Raw genomic sequence first — 20,529 nt, forward strand, 5'->3', positions numbered from 1 at the left:
CCGCAAACAAATGGTATATGTGAGCGTTTCCATAAGACGATTTTGCAGGAGTTCTATCAAATTACGTTTAGGAAGAAGCTTTATAGCTCATTGGAAGAATTACAAGTTGATCTAGACGATTGGCTGAAATTCTATAATACTGAACGGACTCATCAAGGAAAAATGTGCTGTGGTCGTACACCACTTGAAACTTTACTTGATGGAAAACGGATTTGGGCTGAGAAAAATTTAGCTCAAATTTAACCTGACAGGCACAATAAAAAATGGGTAACTGTCAGATCAGGTTTGAGCTAGTACACCTAAAGATATTTAAAGTATGTGGAAAAAAATCCGAATTTTATGCTTATTGCTGGTTTTACTGGTTGTTGCAGTCAATGCTTGGCGTGATCAGAACCAAGACTGGAATAAGCCCATCATCGTATTGTTACATCCAATCAATGCCGATGGACGATCAAATACCCAAAACTATATCAATACATTAAATATCACTAATTTAAATTCTGCTCAAGACTATCTAAAACAAGCTTCTTTGCAGTATCGTAGGCAACCCATTGCGCTTTATTTCAAACAGGGGCGAGAATAAAAGCAGTTGCCACCAAAAGTGCCTGAGCAAGCATCGCTACTGAGCACCGTACTATGGAGTTTAAAGTTCCGTTTTTACGCTTGGCAGCAACGACAAAGCAGTGATGGTGTGGCAACCGTGACGCTGTACCTGAATTATTATGATCCGAGTCAAACTCAAATTTTGAAACATTCCACCGCTTTGCAAAAAGGCAAAATTGGCTCGGTGAATTTATTTGCTTCTGCTGCGCACAGTGAGCGCAATACCATGGTGATGGTGCATGAATTACTGCATACTTTTGGCGCCACAGATAAATATGATTTGAGCACAGGTCAACCGATTTATCCGATTGGTTATGCAGACCCAAATCAGCAACCGTTATATCCACAACGACAGGCTGAACTAATGGCGGGTTATGTGCCACTTTCGCAAAGCAAAAGTAAAATGCCTGAATCGCTACAACAAACACGTATTAACGAAATCACTGCCATAGAGTTGGGTTGGAAATAATGTGGATAAGCATACACTTATCCACATCTCCACAATATAACCTGTGTAAAAGTATGTGCTTGAGCATGACTTGAGTATGAATTGAGCCATTTATATTCATGGGTTTATTCCTAAACCGATCTGTTAAACTATTCATCCACCCAGTACGATGAGTCACTATGAGTTTAGCCAGCCTAATTGATGAATTGAATCCCCAACAAAAACAAGCAGCCACGACAGCACATCAACATAGTCTGGTCTTGGCTGGCGCAGGCTGTGGCAAAACCAAAACCATTGTGGCACGTGCAGCGTACTTGATAGATCAAGGTATTCCAGCCAATCAAATTCAAATTTTGACTTTTACTCGTCGTGCGGCGAGTGAAATTGTCGCTCGGGTGGAGTTGGCATTGGGTGAGCAAGCCAAAGGCTTACGTGCTTCGACCTTTCATACTTTTTGTATGTATCTGTTACGACGTATTCCTAAAGCTTTTGGCTTAGAGCAGTTTTCTATTATTGATCGTGATGATCAGTTGATGATGTTTCGCCTCATTCGCGGAAAAGATGATAAGAAAAATCCAAGTCAGTTACCCAAGCCTCAAGAATTATGTGATTTATATTCTTTTGCGCGGAATACCCGTCAAAAACTGAGTGTGGCTTTAGAAAAACAGCAGCCTGAATATTTGGTATTAAAAGATCAAATTGCTGAAATTATGCAGGAATATGAAAGCCGTAAACGCGCACGAGGCTTTCTCGATTATGACGATATTTTGGCTGTGGTGGCATCGGCATTGGCACAGTCTGAAGGTCTGGTCGATTATGTCGCGTCAATTTGTCAGCATCTTTTGGTCGATGAAATGCAGGACACCAATCCTTTGCAATGGGCTTTGCTTGAACCCTTAAAAGATCGGGTTAGTCTGTTTTGTGTGGGCGATGATGCACAATCTATTTATGGTTTCCGTGGTGCAGATTTTGAAAATATTCGTCATTTTACAGAGCGTGTACCCAACGCCCAAATTTTTAAATTAGAGCAAAATTACCGTTCTACACAGGAAATTTTAGACTTATCTAACTGGTTATTAGATCAAAGTGAAATTCGCTATAACAAGCATTTGCAGGCGCATCGTGGCGATGGCATCAAGCCCAAAATGCATATTTTCCCGAATGAATTTGATGAAGCCAAATGGATTGCGATTGATATTAAAGAGCGACATTTCTTACAAGGCGCGTCGTGGTCAGATCACATGGTTTTGGTGCGTTCGAGTTTTGCAGCACGACATATTGAAGCCGCGTGTATTGCGGCAAGTGTGCCGTATCGTTTTATTGGTGGCATGAAGCTCTTGGAAACCGCGCATGTGAAAGACTTGCTCAGTTTATTGCGGGTTATTGCCAATCCTTTAGATGATATTGCATGGATGCGTTTTCTCACTTTATGGAATGGCGTGGGTGATGTCGGTGCGAGTAAGTTGGCGCAGCAATTGTTAATTGAACCTACCATGGATAAGGTGATTGAAAAGCTGGAAAAATTTGGACGCTTGCCAGAAAAAACGTTATTGATCATGAAGCAAATGGATGTATTACGACATGAGGTTGCGGCTTGTGTCGGATTAGGTATAGAAGCGATTCAGGAACAATTGGCAGAGAACTATAAAAAAGATTGGAACCGTCGTCAGAGTGATTTTCAGTTGGTGCAACAACTGGCGGGTAAGCATGCACAGTTAAGTGAGTTTTTAGAAGAATACGTACTCGATCCTGTGTCTATTTCTGAAATTGAACGCCAGTCTGATACAGATGTGGTCACTCTAATCACCATCCATTCTGCCAAAGGCACCGAGCAAAAAGTCTGTTATGTGGCGAATGTGACTGCAGGACAGTATCCACATGCACGGGCGCAGGGCAGTTTTGATGATATTGAAGAAGAACGTCGAGTGTTGTACGTGGCTTTGACCCGTGCTCAAAATGAACTGATTTTAACCAAGCAAAATTTTAATTTATGGGCGCGTGATACGGTAGATGAACAAGGACGCAAACTGGACAGTTATTTTTTGAATGATCTGACACGACAGTTGTGTACGATGGAAACTCATCACCATACCCGACAGCAAACTGTGAAAAGTGCCTTGGTGGAACGCCAAGTGATTAATTTAGATTTTGGTATAGATCTCGATTAAACTACGTCACATGGTTTCATGCAAAAAGTAGAGTAGGCGAGTGCTTTTTGATGTTTTTTGCCTATTTTAAGGTTGTAAGATGAAAATTTTAGTTCGTAGTTTAGAGCGTACTGTTACTGAAGAAGAATTGTTAAAACTTTTTCAGGAATATGGCACTGTAGAATCTTGTAATTTGGTGTTGGATGCTGCAACAGGAAAATCTAAAGGTTTTGCATTTGTGGAAATGCCACATGCACGTGAAGCAGTTAAAGCCATTAAAGCGTTGAATACTTTGCGTCTGCATGGACATGGAATACGTGTCAAAGCAGCAGAAGATAAGCCTGCATCAAAATAGTTCAAAGGGAGCAAAAATGCTCCTTTTTTATGCGTAAATTTTAGAAAAAACACGAGATTGGCACTGCATCGGTGCGCGATTTTATCGCAGTAAAAATAGTGTATTTTTTATTGGGCGTTGTAGCAAAATCGGTTTAATCTAAGCTTCTTAGAACGCTAAATTGAGGAAAGGCTCATGTCCCGTGTTGCTCGCTTTCATGCAGATCGTACCAATCAGAAATTATATTTCGCCCGTCTTTCATGTCAGCAGGCAGAGCAAACCGAGCATGTTCAGCAAGCGCAGGCACATCGTGAAGCTGCGGTGTTTCATTTAAATGGTGCCGTGTTGGCTTTTTTGCAGGAATTGGTACGGTATTATCGTTTAAATGACAGCAATCCAACTCTTAAATCAATTGAAGAACTGATGGCAGCCAAAGGACAGATTTCCCCTGAAGTGGCGATTTTGCAGCAACTGAGCAAATCGGGCTTTATTGCAGAGTTAAAACGCGCGTATCGTTTATGTCAGTACACACCTGAGCCGAGTGCACCAGAGCCTGAACAGGAAACGTCATCTAATTTAATTATTAAAGTCACACAATCTCCGCAAGCATGGCTACCAGATACGAAAATTTTGCGCGAATGGCATCGTGATTTAACCCAGTTGATTGATGGTTTTCGCAATGAAATGGTGGAATTTTAAGCCGACCAAACGCCCTTGAAAAAAATCTGATCAGCCCGATATAAATATTCTGAACGATGCAAAGAGCAAGCGCCTTTGCCACCATGTCCAGCATGGAGGATATATGTCTATAGAGCAATTGAAAGAATTATTTGGTAATCAGGAAGCAATTTTAGAGTTGGTTCAGCTTGAAGGTGGTGTGTTGGCATTGCGTAATGCAGGCTCAGAGAAAGAGCCATTGGTCAAAATCGAGTTCAATGACGACGTCAAAGCCATATTGGGCGATCAGACGGCGGTTGTTGCACAGCACATGATTCAAGCGGCATTATTTGGCTTATTGGAAAAACAAGTCAATGAATGGCATGCCGAAATTGTAGATGAACAGCCAAAATTTATGAGTTAATCCGAAATAGTCTTTTGGTGATGGGCGCTCTTTGATGAACAGATTGTCTATCTGCTGTGATTAAAATCACATGCAATATAGGTGGTTTCTCATGAATATAGTGAAAGCCAAACTATACATCAACAAAAAAGCGCAGCTCAAATAGTGCGCTTTTCTTGATTTTGTCTATCGGTTTTAGATGATTGATGCTTAATGCGTTGGTGGTTGATGATGGGCAATTTCAATTTGATTTAAAATATAATTGCTCATATTTTTCGCCATTTCTTCTTTGGCAAAATACACTTCACCAATGTTGTCCTTACGAATCACTTCTGCTTCAGCTTTGCTTTCTGCGCACACCAAAACCTGAATTTCAGGGTTTAGGGTTTTGGCAATATCCACAATTTTATGAATATCCAGAATATCCATAGGCGAAAGAACGAGCAGTCGAGCATGTTGAATATGTGCCTGAATCAGTACACCTGCTTCTGTGGCAACCCCGCTGACCGCAGCAATACCTTTTTCACGTAAGTCTTCGACAATTTCACGGTTCTCTTCTGCAATCACGACTCTAATATTTTCAGCCATGAGATTTTTGGTAATGCGGCGTCCGACTTCACCATGTCCAACAATCACCACCTGATCACGTAAATAATCTTGAGAAACCTCATCAGGCAGCATCGCTAAAGGATCATTGCTGCGTTCGAGCAAACGCGCCAAATAAGAGCGTTCCCTGATCCAGTTTTGCACAGGCTCAATCGCAGAAAAAACAAAGGAGTTTAGGGTAATTGAAATGAGTGCACCTGCTAAAATCAGGTTTTGTCCTTCTAGTGACAGCAGTTGTAAAGATACGCCTAGCGTTGCCAAAATAAAGGAAAACTCACCAATTTGTGCCAAGCTCGCGCCTACGGTCAAAGCTGTGTTGAGTGGATAACGGAAAAATAAGACTAATGCCATGGCTGCAATGGTCTTACCCACCATGATGATGCCGACGACCGCCAAAACGTGCAGTGGTTCTTCAATCAGAATAAGCGGGTCRAATAGCATGCCCACAGCAACGAAAAACAGGATGGAGAAAATTTCACGTAAGGGCAGAGTTTCTTCTTCGGCGCGATGACTGAAGTCGGATTCTTTCACTACCATCCCCGCAAAGAAGGCTCCGAGTGCCATCGACACACCAAAGATTTTATAAGCACCGAAGGCAATTGATACCGCAGCAGCGACTACTGTTAGAGTAAACAGTTCCCGCGAGCCTAAGCGTGCCACAATTTGCATAATGAAGGGCACAAGGCGCTTGCCCACAATGAGCATAAAGGCAATAAAGCCTGAAACCTTCAGTAAAGTCAGTCCGAGTGTTAGCCAAATATTTTCATCACTGGCATTGTCGATAGCTTGTCCACCCAGTAACACGGCAGTAGCAGGCAAAAGCACCAATGCCAAGACCATCACCAAGTCTTCAACCAGCAACCAACCTACGGCAATTTTACCGTTCACGGAGTCGAGCAGACCACGATCCCCCAACGCTTTTAACAGCACAACGGTACTGGCACAAGACAAACTCAAGCCAAAAATTAAAGCAGAACCAAAACTCCAGCCCCACATCATCGACACGCCTACACCTAGCAAGGTGGCCACGGCAATTTGCAAAACTGCACCAGGCAAAGCAATGCGTCGTACCTGCATTAAATCATTTAACGAGAAATGCATGCCGACTCCGAACATGAGGAACATGACCCCAAGTTCTGCTAATTGGTTGGCAAGATGAATATCTGCCACAATGCCCGGTGTGTTGGGACTAATGATGACACCTGCAATCAAATAGCCCATAAGTGGTGGAAGACGTAAGCGCGCAGCAATATAGCCAAATACCAGTGCTAAGCTAAAACCAACGGCAAGTAAGATGATGAGTTCTACATCATGAGGCACGAGAAACTCCTAAGCCATGGTGAAGGGGTGGTCATAAGATTGAAGTAAGACAAGCACAAACAGTGCCAAAGAAAGCGAGGAAATTTTAACAAGTCAGGCAAAAAAAGTGCAAAAAAAAAACGACCTGAATAAGGTCGTTTTTTAAAAAAGCTAAAATTATTTGATTTTAGCTTCTTTGAAAACTACATGTTGACGGATTTTTGGATCAAATTTTTTGATTTCCATTTTTTCCGGCATAGTACGTTTGTTTTTAGTCGTGGTATAGAAATAACCTGTACCAGCTGTAGAAACTAAGCGAATCTTATCACGCATTGTCCTGACTCCTTACTTAGATCTTTTGACCTTGAGCACGTAGGTCAGCAACAACCTTTTCAATGCCCAATTTGTCGATAATACGCATACCTTTAGTAGTTAAACGAAGACGTACGAAACGTTTTTCGCTTTCTAACCAGAAGCGGTGGTGGTGCAGGTTCGGCTCGAACCGGCGCTTAGTTTTGTTGTTGGCGTGTGAGACGTTGTTACCAACGACTGGACGCTTGCCGGTAACTTGGCAAACCTTAGACATGGTGTAACTCCATTGATTTAGCCAACAGCAAATCTGTATGGCCAGTCAAAAAAAACGGATGAATTCATTCAAGGGGCGTTTTATATCAAAAATACGCTTAAAAGACAAGCGATTTTCTTCAAAAACAGCATGAGCCTGTTTGATAGCTCATGCCTTGATCAGTTAACGAAGAAGCGTCTTCGAAATCAATCGATGAATCGGCTTATCAAATGGGGGAAGAATGAACTTTAAGCTGTATAGCTTAGGATTAGACATTACCGAACGTTCATGTGACAAGCTGAAAAAACCTTCTGGACCGTGATATTTCCCCATACCAGATGCACCAACACCCCCAAACGGTAAGTCATCTTGAGCAACGTGGGTCAATACAGTATTGAGTCCGAAATGCCCTGAATGGGTTCGCTGTGCGACATAGTCGGCACGCGCCTGATCAAAGTCGAAATAGTATAAAGCAAGAGGACGCGGTCGGCTATTAATAAACTCGATTACATCATCAATTTGTTCATATTCTAAGATTGGCAGGACTGGTCCAAAGATCTCATTTTGCATAATTTGCATGTCGGGACTGACATTAGTGAGTATCGTTGGTGCCATTTTGCGGGTTGCAGCCACATTTTCACTTTGTGGATTAATTTCAATAATATTGGCACCTCGCTCACGTGCATCTTCTAAATAGCCCTGTAAGCGACGATATTGTTTGTCATTAATAATAGATGTGTAATCCTGGTTATCACGAATATGAGGATACATTTCGGTCACAAACTGCTCGAAATGCTCCATAAACTCGGCAGTTTTGCCTTTAGGCAAGAACATATAGTCGGGTGCAACACAGGTTTGTCCTGCATTCCAGAGTTTACCTACAGCAATACGCTGTGCTACATCGACCATATCGCTAGATGGATGCACCAAAACAGGGGATTTTCCACCTAATTCTAAAATGACAGGCACGAGGTTTTGTGACGCAGCGGCCATCACAGTTTTGCCGACTTCGGTAGAGCCTGTAAAAATAATTTTGTCAAAAGGCAAATGACAGAACGCATCGGAAATAATGCCGCCACCATTGATTACCGCTACCAATTCTTGCGGAAATGCTTCACTCATTGCATTTTCCAATACCTTGCCAAAATGCGCAGAAGCACTTGAAATTTTGATCATGGCATGGTTGCCCGCAGCCAAAGCACAGATCAGAGGACCTAAAGACAACAGTAGAGGGTAGTTCCATGGCGTAATAATGCCAATCACCCCTAAAGGCTGATACTGTACCCATGCTTTTGCAGGTTGGTGAATAATTCCGACCTGACGTTTAGAGGGTTTCATCCAGTTGGCCAGGTTTTTGCTGTAATATTTGATATGTTCCAAGCAGGTAAGTACTTCGCCAATTTGGGTTTCAGCAATGGCACGGTTGCCATAGTCACGGTTAATAGCTTCAGCAAATTGATCCTGATATTTCACAATCACACGTTTTAAACGGGCTAAACGTTCAATGCGTTCTTTGGCACTAGGTACTGGATTGCGCTGATAGGCATATTTCTGCAATGCTAAAATATCATCCAGACGTTGTAAATCGGGTGAATGTGGGGTCATTGAAGTTGTTTTTGTCTGACTGTTCATGGCATGTTACCATTCAATAAAAGCAATATAAGTTAGTTTTTAGAGTATTTACTCTAATCAGTCAAGTGACTTTATGTTTTCATGCCCCTCAAATTTAAAGAATGGTTGTTTTTAGGATGTCTCAAACCAAAACGTTGAAAACCAAAGAGCGTATTTTGCAATTGAGTTTGCAATTGTTTAATGAGCGTGGTGAGCGTTCAGTTACAACCAATCATATTGCGGCTGAGTTGGGCATGAGCCCAGGAAATTTGTACTACCATTTTCGCAATAAGAACGAAATCATTAAAGAGTTAATGGAGCAATATCAGCAGGAAACCTTGGAAATGCTAGCCCTGCCTGAGAGCCGTGCTTTGGATGCTAACGATAAAATTCGTTATTTTCAGGTGCTCAGCAGTCAGTTATGGGCCTATCGTTTTTTGCATCGCGATGTCTATCATTTGGTCGAAACCAATGAAGATTTCCGCAAGATGTATCCTCGTTTTGCAGGACAAGTTATGCAGCAGGGACAGAAAATTTATCAGGCTTTTGTGAATGCAGGTCTGATGCAAATGACCGAGTCCGAAATTGAAGCTTTGATTATCAATATTTGGATTGTGCTGACCAACTGGACTAACTTCTTATATATGTCGGGACATATTACCGATTCAAACCACTTGGAAGAAAAATGGATTTGGCAGGCTTTACGTCAAATGCTGTTCCTTGAAGGAGCGTATTTACGTGGTGAAAGTCGTGCAACTTATGAGCGTTTACTTGAAACGCTAGGTACATCTGAACTGTTTGAGAGTTTATCATCCAGTAAAAATACTTAAGCCGGCTAAGTGACTGCGAATACCTATTTAGAATGTCTGAGAAACGCGCTAGAATACTCGGCTTGTTTTTCAATTTAACCAAGTAGTGACTAAAAACAACATGAATATGACGACTGCGAATACTGCACGTTTACTGATTACTTGTGAAGATAAGCCTGGTATTGTGCAGGCTGTATCGAGCTTTTTGTATCATCAAGGAGCCAACATTACCGCGCTTGATCAATACGCAACAGAAGCTCAGGGCGGGCGTTATTTCATGCGGGTTGAGTTTGAACTGGATCACTTGCAAAGTCGTAAAGAAAGCTTATTGCAAACCTTTGCTTCCAACGTAGCAGAGCGTTATGAAATGCAATGGCGTTTGGCTTTGGTCAGCGATGTGAAAAAAGTCGGCATTTTGGTGTCTAAAGTAGATCATGCTTTACTGGAGCTGTTATGGCGTCATGCACGTGGTGGTTTACCCTGTGAAATTACCAAAGTGGTGTCCAATCATGACACCTTGCGTGAAGCGGTAGAAAATTTTGGTATTCCGTTTGAAGTTGTACCTGTGAATAAAGAAAATAAGCGTGAAGCTTACGCTAAAATTGATGAATTGATGCAAGGCAATGATTTATTGGTATTGGCGCGTTATATGCAAATTCTAGATGAAGAGTTTGTATCTAAATGGGAAATGAAAGTGATCAATATTCACCATTCATTCCTGCCTGCTTTTGTCGGTGCAAACCCATATAAACAAGCTTATGAAAAAGGCGTAAAACTGATTGGTGCAACTGCGCACTATGTAACGGCAGACCTAGATCAAGGTCCGATTATTGAACAAGATGTTGAACGTGTAAACCACGACTTTACGGTAGATCAACTGCGTGAATTAGGGCAGGATGTGGAACGTAATGTACTGGCACGTGCAGTTAAATGGCATTTGGAAGACCGTATTATTGTAGATGGCAACAAAACTGTTGTATTTCAATAAGGTAAAGGTCATTTGAAACAATTAAAACATGCCGTCATGGCATGTTTTTTTATGCCATAATTGTAATGCTATAACGTTTGATTCAGCTGTTTCTTAATCGTAAATTTAATGGATAATTCACGGTTGTTATTAAAAAGTAGTTGCAAATGAAAACACTTCTCATTTATTATTGCGTTACTTTAATTGTGCTAACCGATCAGTTTGATCGTATAAGCTGTGATGGTTTGGCAATAGCTTTCCAAGGTCGCTGACTTTAATGAACCAATCTCCCAACGCTATGATGCTTATATCCCACACTAAGAAAAAGAAAGTTGTAACAGCTTTAGTCGTGGTTGCATTGGGGCACCTGGGCGCATTGTGGGCATTGGGACAGATGCAAACCCCAAACTTAAAGCCAATAGAAAAAGAACCTTTAAAAGTCCGCTTTGTAAAAATTCAAGAACAGCCTAAACCGTTACCACCACAACCAAAAGCTGAACCACAACCTGAAAAAAATAAGCCACAGCCTGTAAAAGAAGTGCCTGTGGTAGAAAAACCGTTACCACCGCCACCTAAAAAAGTAGAAAAAGTACAGCAGGTGAAAAAAGCTGAAGTGCCTAAGCCTGTGGCAAAACCCATTGAAAAACCTGTCGAGCGAGTGGTGCAACCTACACCTGTAGCAACGGTGATTGAAACTAAAGTGGTACAGCCTGCACCGAAACCGACAGTTGTACCTGTTGCGCCAGCACCTGCTCCTGTCGCACCTTCTGCTCCTAAAACAGTGTCGATTGGCGGTTCAGGGGTGCAATGGAGTCGTTCACCAAAACCAACGTATAGTAACCGTGATTTACAGGGAGAAACCCGTAACGTGGTGGTTCGGATTGAAGCCAATGAAAAAGGCGTGATTACCGATGCACAAATTACGCGTTCTAGTGGTTTACCTGCTTTAGATCAAAAGATTTTACGCGCAGTGCGTAGTGCAAAATTCAAACCGTACAAAGAAAATGGCGTGGCTTATCCAATTCGTGCTGAGCAGCCTTTTGAATTGACATTGAACCCTAACGGCTAACCTTCAACAGGAGTTCGAGTATGAACTTTTCCGTCTATTGGCAACATGCAGATGCAGTCAGCAAAACGCTGTATTTCGTGTTATTGGCGATGTCGATTGCGACATGGACCATCTTCGCATTGCGTTTGATGGGCACGCGTCAATTGAAGCAACAAGCTTATGCTCAACTGTCACAAGCTTTAAATAAACTGAAAGCAAAATTGGCACACTTAAATTTCGAGCAGCGTAAAGCGGTTGCTGAACAAGCCTTATTGCGTCAAATTTCGGTAGAAAAAGCATCGGCAGAAAAAGGTGTAGCGGTACTGGGTACAATTGCCTCATTAGCACCGTTTGTGGGTTTGTTTGGTACAGTTTGGGGTATTTTCCACGCGCTCGTTGCAGTTGGAAAAAGCGGTCAGGCGGGATTGGCACAAGTGGCAACACCTGTTGGTGAAGCGTTAATTATGACAGGCTTCGGTTTGGCGGTGGCGATTCCTGCCGTGATTGCTTATAACATTTGCTCGCGTGTAAACCGTACCTTATCAACAAACTTGCAAGATCATGCACATAGTTTGCTGATTGACACCATGTTGCAACAAGATTCTTCTGTGCAAAAAACTGAAGTGAATGCGACACAGCAAAGCTTAGTCGGAGGTCAGGTTTAATGGCTTTTCAATTGGGTGAAGACAACGACTCAGGCATGAATGAGATGAACCTAATTCCCCTGATCGACATTATGTTGGTATTGATGATCATCTTTTTGGTGACAGCGACCGTTGCCAACCCATCTATACCATTAACCTTGCCGCAAACGACTGCAGAGATTGTCGATTTACCCCCTGAGCAAATTCAGGTCAGTATTAATGCCAATGGTGACGTGGCGTGGGATGATCAAATTATTAGCTTAGATGAATTGCAAACCCGCTTTAACAACGCTAGTCAGCAAGCACAGCAACCAACAGTGGTATTAAGAGCCGATAAAGAATCGCGTTATGATACTGTAGCGCAAGTGATGTCACGTGCGAGTGAAGCTGGACTCAGTGATATTGCTTTCGCAACAGAAGATTAACTTAATATTTAAAATCAGCGATCTTTTTAGGTCGCTTTTTTTATGCAAAGTCGCGCATAATGCCAACACGCCTCAAGTACAGCAATCTTGACCATCTAAAAGATTTAGATTGAGTCCGCGGCTTACTTTCAACTCTATTTTTATCTCAGATCAGGTTCAGCCATGAGTTCACGCCAAGCACTTGATGCAAAAGCCAGCAGTATGATGCTGATTTTGTGTGTGTTTTGGGGCTGCAACAAGTGGTGCTAAAAGTTGCTGCAGCAGATATTGCACCCTTGATGCAATTGGCACTACGTTCAGGTCTATCAGCTGTGATGGTGTTGCCTTTGTTGTTACTTGCAAGAAATACACAATGGGCTTCGACTGAATATCTGCCTGTAGGCGTATTGGTGGGTATTTTATTTGCTGCAGAATTTTTTATGTTAGGGCAGGCGATTCAATATACATCTGCGTCGCATGTGGTGGTTTTACTGTATACCGCGCCTATTTTTGTGGCTTTAGCACTGCACTGGAAACTCCCTGCAGAGCGTTTATCTTGCTTGCAATGGGGCGGGATTCTGTTGTCTTTTGCTGGCATAGCAGTGACTTTTTTATGGCGTGATACTGCGCAACAAGAGAGCCACCAAAACTTTAGCCACATGCTTTTTGGCGATTTACTTGCGCTGAGTGCAGGCATACTTTGGGCAGCTACAATGGTGGCGGTACGTCTAAGTCGTTTATCAGAAGCACCTGCAACACAAACCTTGTTTTACCAATTAATGGGTGGTTTTTTGATTTTACTGCCGATGGCTTGGTGGATGGGGCAGGCCGAAATTGACTGGACAGCCTTAACCATAGGCAGTTTGATTTTTATGCAGTATTGATTTCGTTTATGAGCTATCTCGCCTGGTTTTGGCTGCTGAAACAATATTTGGCATCCAGTTTAGGTGTGTTTTCATTTTTAACGCCATTATTTGGCGTATTGTTTGGTGTGTGGTTGTTGAATGAAAGCTTGAGCCAAAGCTTTATGATTGGGGCTGTTTTGGTCATGCTTGGTATGTTGATGGTGAATGCTCAAGGTTGGGTTAAAACAAAACGCAGATAAAGCAAAGCAATAAGCTTTGTGGCTTCCGCTTGAGTTTGCTTGGGTTGTAGTTTATCGACTTTATCTGCAATTAAACACAAACCATCTTCAAGCGACTGAGGGGATTGCACACCTAAACTTGAAGAGGGTTTGTGCCAAAAATTGAAATGTTCTAGATGAGCAATTACTTCGTTTCAAAAATCTTAGAAAGCGGAATCGACAACTTGGCAGCTAAATAGTCATCGGTTTCATTGAGTATGGGGCCGAGTTTTTGCATCCATTCATCATGAGTATAAACATTGGTCAAGTCCTGACGACGTGGCAACGAATACGGTAACTGTGAATAAAAGCTCCAAAAATCTACCTGAGATAGATTACGCACCAACACAAATTCATCATTTTCTGTACGTTTAATCAAGTTTTGTTGTTCTAGCATTCGCACATAAGACGGCCAGCGGCCAATTTCGTTATGTCCCAATACATGCAGTGCTTCAGCTTCAGAGACACTTTCTCCGCGCATTTGCTTTTTATAAAACAATTCCAGCAAGTCCATTAACATGAGCAACGGATGGCATTTTTTCTCGCGTCTGGCTTCAAAAGCCGTCAGGGCAAAACTAATTTCAACACCCAAAAGCACAATATTCCAAGACAGAAAAATCCACAGTAAGAAAATAGGTACGGCAGCAAATGCACCATAAATAATTTCATAACTGGTGAAGTTGGACATAATAAAACCAAACAGGTTTTTCAAACATTCAAATACAACAGCACTGAATATTCCTGCAATTAATGCGGCTTTAATAGGTACGCTGCGATTGGGAATGGTCCAGTACAGAATAAAAAAACCCAAAATGGTCAGTGCAAATGAAATCAGCCATAAAATAAATGCGCCATTGAGCTCATAACCTGCAAAGTTATTACTCAGCACATTCATAGAAGCCAAAGTTGAGGAAATGACAAAAGCACTGCCCAGTAAAATAGGGCCTAATGAAATGATGGTCCAATAACGCATAAAACCTACAATGCCGCCACGGGTTTCCTTCACCCGCCATATTCGGTTAAACACAGTTTCAATACTAGTCAGCATCATCACCGTGGTCACAAATAAAAACAAAATCCCGATGATAGTTAAATTACTGGATTTGTCGGTAAAGGCATTTAGGGCTTTATCAAAGGCGATGGTGGTTTTAGGTAAAAAATTGCTGTAAATCAATTGTTGTAATTGTTGCCGTGCGGGTTCGAGTGCCTTAATGGATGAGATGATCACCAAAAACACAGTGAGCATGGGTACAACGGCAAACAGGGTGGTGTAGGTTAAAGAGCCTGCTTGTTCACGGCAGCGATCTGCTTCAAAGCGACGCAGCACAAATAAGACAAATTGAAACCATTGTTTGTCATAAAAAGGCAGTTTCTTTAAATATTCAACGATCATACAGTGGCTGTCTCAACTTTTTTAATCATCTTTATCTGTTTTCATGGTTAAGCTTAACCAAAAAAGCAGCAAAATACCGTATAGTTTTCTTTTTTAGTCTGATTTCTTAGCATGATGCAAGCATATATTCTAGTTTTGTACTTTAGTAAATATGGTTCTACCAAAGAAATGGCACATTTAATTGCCAACGGGGTAGAAGCCAGTGGCATGCCCGTTAAAATTAGAACTGTGCCCAATATCTCTACAGTGGTGCAACAAGCCGAGCCAAGTATTCCTGCCGAAGGTGATATTTATTGCACTTTAGAAGACCTAGCAAATTGTGCAGGTTTGGCTTTGGGTTCGCCTACACGCTTTGGCAATATGGCATCAGAAATGAAATATTTCTGGGATCAAACCACCAGTCTTTGGCTGAATGGCGCCTTGCACAATAAACCTGCCTGTGTTTTCACCTCATCGGGTTCGATGCATGGGGGACAGGAAAGTACCTTATTGACCATGTTACCGCCATTGTTTCACCACGGGATGATGATTATGGGACTGCATAATGCACATCCTGCTTTATCGAATACGAAAACGGGCGGCACTCCGTATGGTGCTACGCATGTGAGCGGCCCACGCCACGATCAGGCTTTGAGTCAGGATGAAAAAATACTGTGTGAAGCCCAAGGACAACGTTTAGGCGAAATGGTAAAAAAATTACAGGGGTTCTGAGACTTTTGCTTCAATCAAGATGAAGCGTAAAATGTGGATGTCATTTTACGCTTTTATCTTTTGTACTTGAATTTGATTGGCTTATGTAGCATTGAGCCTGCTAAAAATAAGTTCACGTTTCACCTAAAATCACCATTTGCAGTGATATTGAGTTTTTCTCTTTTCAGGTCTAATCACCGCTTTAAAAGCAGAGTTTTCTGTCACGGTTCACGCAGCATTTTTTGTGCAGACAGATGTATTGAGCACAACGGACTGCTGTAAAAATGAGAGATTGAGGAAAAGTGAAAATGAATAAGTGGGTGCTGATTGGGTTAAGTCTATTGAGTTTAGGATATTCATGGTCGAGTGTTGTAGCGACTGAAATTGTGCATACTCTGAGCTTTCCAGAAGAACAACGTATTGAAAAACAAGCTGCGGAAGCACAGTATTTAGCGGCAGAAAAGCCTGTGATGACTTCTGCAAGCAGTACTGCAAAATAAAAAAAGATGTAATCAAAAAAGTGCTGCCATGTGCAGCACTTTTTTTGAAATTGATTTGGGTTGCTTAGAGTGGCTTGGCTGTTTGAATTTTTTCTTTAAAGCGGTGTTTGCACTTGAGGCATTGAAAATCCAGAAAAATATTCTGATCGACAATTACACCTGCTTTTTTACCAAAGCGATGCCCAAGAAAACCGCCTGTGATTCCCACACTAATTGCCCCGACAAACGTGCCAATCGTGCCGCCCATAATTACGCCCAATGGTCCTGCGGCAGTACCGATTGCCGCACCAATAGAAGCTCCTGAAGCTGCGCCGCCTACTGTACCTGCTGCCGTACCTGCAGAGCCTAATAATACGCCACCAATTTTTTGTAAGTTTTGTTCATGGTTGCGTTTTTCAACTTGAGTTGAACCACATTTCGGACAGGTGATACTGTGTTGCATCAACGGATTGTCTTGTGTCATGACTGTAAATTGCCTTATGCTCATGCCGCATGCATCAATGCACGCAGACGATCTAAAAAGTGCTGTCTAGAGCAGCAATCAGAAAAACTAGACTGCTGAATCACTGTTATTTCAAGTGCAGCATGGCGTAGCACCAAAGTTTTGTAAATAAAATATATGTAAATGAGTTGTTTAAGTTTAAAAAAAGCATAAAAAAAAGAGCGCCTAAGCACTCTTTGATCATCGGGTTTAAATGATGAACCAACATCAGTTTTCATCGACCTTAATCGCGTACAAATTCAACTGTACCGTTTGCCAAAGACTTTACTCGTGCCAATGATTCAACGCGATAGCCTTTTTCAAGCAATAATTCACGACCCGGCTGGAATGACTTTTCAATCACAATCCCAATACCCACGACTTGTGCATTGGCTTGATGGATTAAATCTGCTAAACCGAGTGCAGCTTGACCATTTGCCAAAAAGTCATCAATTACCAAGACTTTGTCGCTAGCGCTAATATGTTTGTTTGAAATGGCAATCGTACTCTCAGTTTGCTTGGTAAATGAAAATACTTTAGAGCGGTATAAATCATCTTTTAAGGTTAACGATTGATATTTACGTGCAAAAATGACAGGTACGCCAAGTTCTAAACCTGCCATTACTGCAGGCGCAATGCCAGAAGCTTCGATAGTAATAATTTTGGTGATGCCTGCATCTTTAAACAAACGCGCAAATTCTTGACCAATTTGCTGCATCATCACTGGGTCAATTTGATGGTTTAAGAAAGAATCGACTTTTAGAACCGCTTCGGATAGAACGATACCTTCGGCTAAAATTTTCTGTTCTAGTGCATGCACGGGAGAATCCTCAAGGGCAGGTGCTTTTTAAAGCAAAAGCGTATTTTAAAAAGCACCTGAAAAAATGCAAGAAGAATTTACCAAAGGGTGAATAGCTGCCATGCTGTGCTCAGCCACTATATTCTAAATTAGCTGGTTGGACCTTTATAGCCTGTGAGCAATAAGCCATAAGACTTGTCTTTGTCTTGGTGGGTGACTTTTACAGGCAAGTAGTCAAGTTTAGGTGCCAACCAGAAAATCGTATCACGGTTCGGTTTGTTGTGTTTTAGCACCACTTTAATCGTGTCAAAAGTACCGTAATTGGTTTTGATCTTTTCGGCACCTTGTTTAATAAAGCGACGTGATTCAACCTCGCTATGGTCGGCAATATAGTAGCTCGATTTTAAACCGCCACTTTTTAAATCTTCACGGATTTGCAGCTCTGCATTCAACTCATCCAACACGCCCGCTTTCCACGCAAAAGAACGGGTATCGCCGTCCTTTTTGGTGTTAATAGTTTTTGCCGAAGGATTGAAATTAATACTCATGGTATTGTTATGCACCAAAATCTTACTGCTGCGGCTGAAGCTAGATGAGCCAATTTTGCCATCATTAAAACTAAAACGACTAGTTTCTGTGGCAGAAGCGATTACGCCAGCTTTAGCAGCAAACACATAACTCCATTGGTTACCTGTTTTGCTTAAAGTTCGTGTTGCAGAACCTAAGTTCTTACCATTGTAGTTAAATTGATAACTGGCTTGGAAAGGACTCATGGCAAATGTTTGGCTAGAGAAACCAGCCATGAACAGTGCTGTAGACACACTGGCTGCCATACCCATTTTTTTCAATACATGATTTGCCATTGCTGAGATATTTCCTCTGTAAATAGGGAGATGCAATTTACTTGCTTACTGCCATTATAGGTGTTGAATATGAAGAGAAGATTAGGAAATATGCGGTAAGTGTCGTTTTTCTGTACGAATTCTCTTGCAAAGTTTTAGTCTCGCTTTATTTTTGTTTCAGCGGTGTGACTTGGGTATCTGCAAGAGAGTCTTCCACATTATCTAGTTTTTCTTCAGACATTTTGCGGAACAATGCGGTCAAATTGACGTTGCCAGTCAGGACCAATTCCGCTTCGCGTAATACCGCATGATTCACATGAACTTTACTGAGTGTATCAATGATAGAGCGGTTTTTACCTAACCAGCGATTTAAGTCTAAATGCAGTAAATCATCTTTGACTTTAATAACTTTGAGTTTTTCCAAAATCATGCCCAAAGGGTCATCATTGCGTATTTTTTGATAGTAAAATAAAGCACACTTAACCGCGATTTTATGTAAAAAGCTTGGATAACTCGCCTCAATGACCTGCGTGTCACTAATTTGTTCAAACACGATGAGCTGAGTATCTTTATTCAATTCCATCAGCACCAATTTTAAATCGACAGATAGAGTAATATTCAAACCGTTATAATCTAGGGTTGCGTAAAGACGTAACCAATCGTCGTGTAAGTCTGCATGCAGATCTTGCAACATTTTCACATTATCGGTCACAAAGCGCTGAAAAGTCGCATTTAAAAAGACCTGAGATAATGGAAATTCACGTTCATCCTCAATAAATCCTTCAGCTTTTTGGTACACTTGACGGATACGTTGAGAGATATTGGTGATCAGGGTTTGCATACGGCTGTCCAAGTCGGTCATTTATTCTTTACAGATACAAATATTTTGTCGAATTGTATTAAAAATACAGGAATAGAAGCTTGCAGTTTAACAAAATAAGTTGCACCATTTTTAAGATTTAAGGCTCAGTAGTCAGTTTTTGATGAACTTTGCAGTTTTGCAATAAAGCAAAAACTGAGCAAAGTTATAATGCTCTTTAGTTTATACCGCATTTGGCGGCTTGGGGAATCAGACTTTTTGTCGGATTAATGTGATGCTAAAAAAAATTCAATTGATGCCTTCTGCGCAAAATTGGTGGAAAGATCCTATTTTTGCTGCAGCGTTGCTGGTGGCTGCTGTACTGCACGCATTAATTTTGGCAGTGCAGTTTGCTGCACCACAACAAAGCGATGCTGCGGTCAAGGAAATTGCGGTATCGGTACGCATGAGCGATGCAAAAGTTGAAGATGCAGATTTCTTAGCTCAAGCCGACCAGCAAGGTTCAGGTACATTCCGTGAACAACATCGCATCTCGAGTGACATGCCTGCGCCCATGACCGAACAAAGTGCAGGGGAGCAGGAATTAGAAAGTTTAGAGCGTATGCAGCAACAGCGTGAATTAAACTTTAAAGAAAAAGTGTTGATGACCACGCTCAGTTGGCAGAAACAGGCGGCAGAAAATCAGCGCAAAAAAGCCATGCAGGAGTTGAATAGTCAATTTCAAGCTAAGGCGGCCATGGTTGCCAGTATTGAAGCGCAATATTTACAACGCCAACAAAACTTTAGCCGTCAGCAAAAAATTAAAACCATTGATGGAATTCAGGCCAAGCAAGATAACACTGCGGGCTATATGGAAAAATTCCGTCAAAAAGTCGAGTTTTATGGCAACCGCTATTACCCCGAACAGGCCAAAGCACAGAATTTAGCGGGTGAGGTGCGTTTAATGGTAGTTTTAAACAGCAATGGTGGGATTCGTGCCATTCGTTTAATTGAAAGTTCAGGTCATGCCATGTTAGATGAAGCAGCCAAAGCTTCGGTACGCAAAGCTGCACCTTTTGGTGCATTTGATGCGAAAATGAAAGATATTTCGGAATTGCGGATTGTGCGAACGTGGCGTTTTGACCCTGCCGAAGCTGAATTTGAAGTGCGCTAGTTTTCTTTCTCTCTAACTCTTTCCCAAAAGGAGAGAGGATTTCGTGTAGTGTCTAACCATCATAGATTCTTGCTTATGTTTTTTTCTACTGAGAATTTCAGGAATGACTTGATAAAGTAAGAAAAACAAGATCTTTTCTTGTACGCAGCCATATCCTTCTAGTTTCAACAATCATAAGATTCC

At 41.7% G+C, this 20,529-nt stretch carries 22 protein-coding genes and 2 pseudogenes; 15 read left to right on the plus strand and 9 right to left on the minus strand.

Features of this window, described 5'->3' with window-relative positions; translation table 11 throughout:
• From BJN41_RS11030 to BJN41_RS11055, 6 genes and pseudogenes are all read left to right on the plus strand, one after another.
• Positions 1-243: integrase core domain-containing protein (locus BJN41_RS11030; RefSeq protein WP_141730399.1), on the plus strand; the 243-nt coding region annotated here is incomplete at its 5' end.
• A gap of 73 nt (positions 244-316) precedes the next feature.
• Positions 317-1,072: pseudogene (locus tag BJN41_RS11035) on the plus strand (hypothetical protein).
• 158 nt (positions 1,073-1,230) lie between these two features.
• Positions 1,231-3,219 (plus strand): ATP-dependent helicase, encoded by a 1,989-nt coding sequence (locus BJN41_RS11040; protein ID WP_070155235.1) that lies wholly within the window; start codon positions 1,231-1,233, stop codon positions 3,217-3,219.
• Positions 3,220-3,298: 79 nt separating this feature from the next.
• Positions 3,299-3,553 carry an RNA recognition motif domain-containing protein gene (locus tag BJN41_RS11045; protein WP_004976139.1) on the plus strand — a complete coding sequence of 85 codons (255 nt, stop codon included), beginning with the start codon at positions 3,299-3,301 and terminating at the stop codon, positions 3,551-3,553.
• A gap of 174 nt (positions 3,554-3,727) precedes the next feature.
• On the plus strand, positions 3,728-4,231 hold the full coding sequence (locus BJN41_RS11050) for a DUF6586 family protein (protein ID WP_004976141.1): 504 nt from the start codon (positions 3,728-3,730) through the stop codon (positions 4,229-4,231).
• Between the two features lie 103 nt (positions 4,232-4,334).
• A complete protein-coding gene (locus BJN41_RS11055) occupies positions 4,335-4,613 on the plus strand; it encodes a hypothetical protein (RefSeq protein WP_019836911.1) in 279 nt (92 codons plus the stop codon).
• A gap of 189 nt (positions 4,614-4,802) precedes the next feature.
• Here BJN41_RS11055 and BJN41_RS11060 read toward each other — a convergent pair whose 3' ends face one another.
• The 4 genes from BJN41_RS11060 to BJN41_RS11075 form a co-directional block, all read right to left on the minus strand.
• Positions 4,803-6,518: a cation:proton antiporter gene (locus BJN41_RS11060; RefSeq protein ID WP_070155238.1), complete on the minus strand. Its 1,716-nt coding sequence runs from the start codon at positions 6,516-6,518 to the stop codon at positions 4,803-4,805.
• Between the two features lie 156 nt (positions 6,519-6,674).
• Positions 6,675-6,830, minus strand: a complete 156-nt coding sequence (gene rpmG, locus BJN41_RS11065; protein WP_004976146.1) for a 50S ribosomal protein L33 — start codon at positions 6,828-6,830, stop codon at positions 6,675-6,677.
• Between the two features lie 16 nt (positions 6,831-6,846).
• A complete protein-coding gene (gene rpmB / locus BJN41_RS11070) occupies positions 6,847-7,083 on the minus strand; it encodes a 50S ribosomal protein L28 (protein WP_000048256.1) in 237 nt (78 codons plus the stop codon).
• Between the two features lie 162 nt (positions 7,084-7,245).
• Positions 7,246-8,694, minus strand: coding sequence for a coniferyl aldehyde dehydrogenase (locus BJN41_RS11075; RefSeq protein ID WP_070155240.1), 1,449 nt, complete (start codon positions 8,692-8,694; stop codon positions 7,246-7,248).
• A gap of 116 nt (positions 8,695-8,810) precedes the next feature.
• Here BJN41_RS11075 and BJN41_RS11080 point away from each other — a divergent pair, with 116 nt between their 5' ends.
• The 6 genes and pseudogenes from BJN41_RS11080 (at position 8,811) to BJN41_RS11105 (ending at position 13,650) form a co-directional block, all read left to right on the plus strand.
• Positions 8,811-9,503, plus strand: a complete 693-nt coding sequence (locus BJN41_RS11080; RefSeq protein ID WP_070155241.1) for a TetR/AcrR family transcriptional regulator — start codon at positions 8,811-8,813, stop codon at positions 9,501-9,503.
• A 100-nt stretch (positions 9,504-9,603) separates the two neighbouring features.
• On the plus strand, positions 9,604-10,470 hold the full coding sequence (purU, locus tag BJN41_RS11085) for a formyltetrahydrofolate deformylase (protein ID WP_026438081.1): 867 nt from the start codon (positions 9,604-9,606) through the stop codon (positions 10,468-10,470).
• Between the two features lie 256 nt (positions 10,471-10,726).
• The gene (locus BJN41_RS11090) at positions 10,727-11,518 is read left to right on the plus strand and encodes an energy transducer TonB (protein ID WP_070155243.1); all 792 of its coding nucleotides are present in this window, start codon (positions 10,727-10,729) and stop codon (positions 11,516-11,518) included.
• Positions 11,519-11,538: 20 nt separating this feature from the next.
• Entirely contained in the window at positions 11,539-12,162 is a 624-nt protein-coding gene (locus BJN41_RS11095) for a MotA/TolQ/ExbB proton channel family protein (RefSeq protein WP_070155245.1), read from the plus strand.
• A complete protein-coding gene (locus BJN41_RS11100) occupies positions 12,162-12,566 on the plus strand; it encodes an ExbD/TolR family protein (protein WP_070155247.1) in 405 nt (134 codons plus the stop codon). Before BJN41_RS11095 ends, BJN41_RS11100 begins: the two co-directional genes overlap by 1 nt.
• 162 nt (positions 12,567-12,728) lie before the next feature.
• Positions 12,729-13,650 (plus strand): annotated as a pseudogene (locus tag BJN41_RS11105) (DMT family transporter).
• 163 nt (positions 13,651-13,813) lie between these two features.
• Here BJN41_RS11105 and BJN41_RS11110 read toward each other — a convergent pair.
• Positions 13,814-15,061, minus strand: coding sequence for a YihY family inner membrane protein (locus tag BJN41_RS11110; protein WP_070155249.1), 1,248 nt, complete (start codon positions 15,059-15,061; stop codon positions 13,814-13,816).
• A gap of 114 nt (positions 15,062-15,175) precedes the next feature.
• Here BJN41_RS11110 and wrbA point away from each other — a divergent pair, with 114 nt between their 5' ends.
• Positions 15,176-15,772 carry an NAD(P)H:quinone oxidoreductase gene (gene wrbA, locus BJN41_RS11115; protein ID WP_070155251.1) on the plus strand — a complete coding sequence of 199 codons (597 nt, stop codon included), beginning with the start codon at positions 15,176-15,178 and terminating at the stop codon, positions 15,770-15,772.
• Positions 15,773-16,059: 287 nt separating this feature from the next.
• Positions 16,060-16,251, plus strand: coding sequence for a hypothetical protein (locus BJN41_RS11120; protein ID WP_070155253.1), 192 nt, complete (start codon positions 16,060-16,062; stop codon positions 16,249-16,251).
• Between the two features lie 64 nt (positions 16,252-16,315).
• Here the strand turns inward: BJN41_RS11120 and BJN41_RS11125 are convergent, their stop codons facing one another.
• From BJN41_RS11125 to BJN41_RS11145, 4 genes are all read right to left on the minus strand, one after another.
• The gene (locus BJN41_RS11125; protein WP_070155254.1) at positions 16,316-16,714 is read right to left on the minus strand and encodes a hypothetical protein; all 399 of its coding nucleotides are present in this window, start codon (positions 16,712-16,714) and stop codon (positions 16,316-16,318) included.
• A 262-nt stretch (positions 16,715-16,976) separates the two neighbouring features.
• Positions 16,977-17,552 carry a xanthine phosphoribosyltransferase gene (locus BJN41_RS11135; RefSeq protein ID WP_070155258.1) on the minus strand — a complete coding sequence of 192 codons (576 nt, stop codon included), beginning with the start codon at positions 17,550-17,552 and terminating at the stop codon, positions 16,977-16,979.
• A 128-nt stretch (positions 17,553-17,680) separates the two neighbouring features.
• Positions 17,681-18,394 (minus strand): DUF3108 domain-containing protein, encoded by a 714-nt coding sequence (locus BJN41_RS11140; protein WP_019836925.1) that lies wholly within the window; start codon positions 18,392-18,394, stop codon positions 17,681-17,683.
• Between the two features lie 145 nt (positions 18,395-18,539).
• On the minus strand, positions 18,540-19,214 hold the full coding sequence (locus tag BJN41_RS11145; RefSeq protein WP_026438082.1) for a hypothetical protein: 675 nt from the start codon (positions 19,212-19,214) through the stop codon (positions 18,540-18,542).
• Between the two features lie 274 nt (positions 19,215-19,488).
• Between BJN41_RS11145 and BJN41_RS11150 the strand changes: the two genes are divergently transcribed.
• Positions 19,489-20,346 carry an energy transducer TonB gene (locus BJN41_RS11150; RefSeq protein ID WP_201787569.1) on the plus strand — a complete coding sequence of 286 codons (858 nt, stop codon included), beginning with the start codon at positions 19,489-19,491 and terminating at the stop codon, positions 20,344-20,346.
• The last annotated feature ends 183 nt before the right edge of the window (positions 20,347-20,529 follow it).

Origin of the sequence: Acinetobacter towneri (genome assembly GCF_001758345.1) — a bacterium.
GTDB classification, from domain to species: Bacteria; Pseudomonadota; Gammaproteobacteria; order Pseudomonadales; family Moraxellaceae; genus Acinetobacter; species Acinetobacter towneri_A.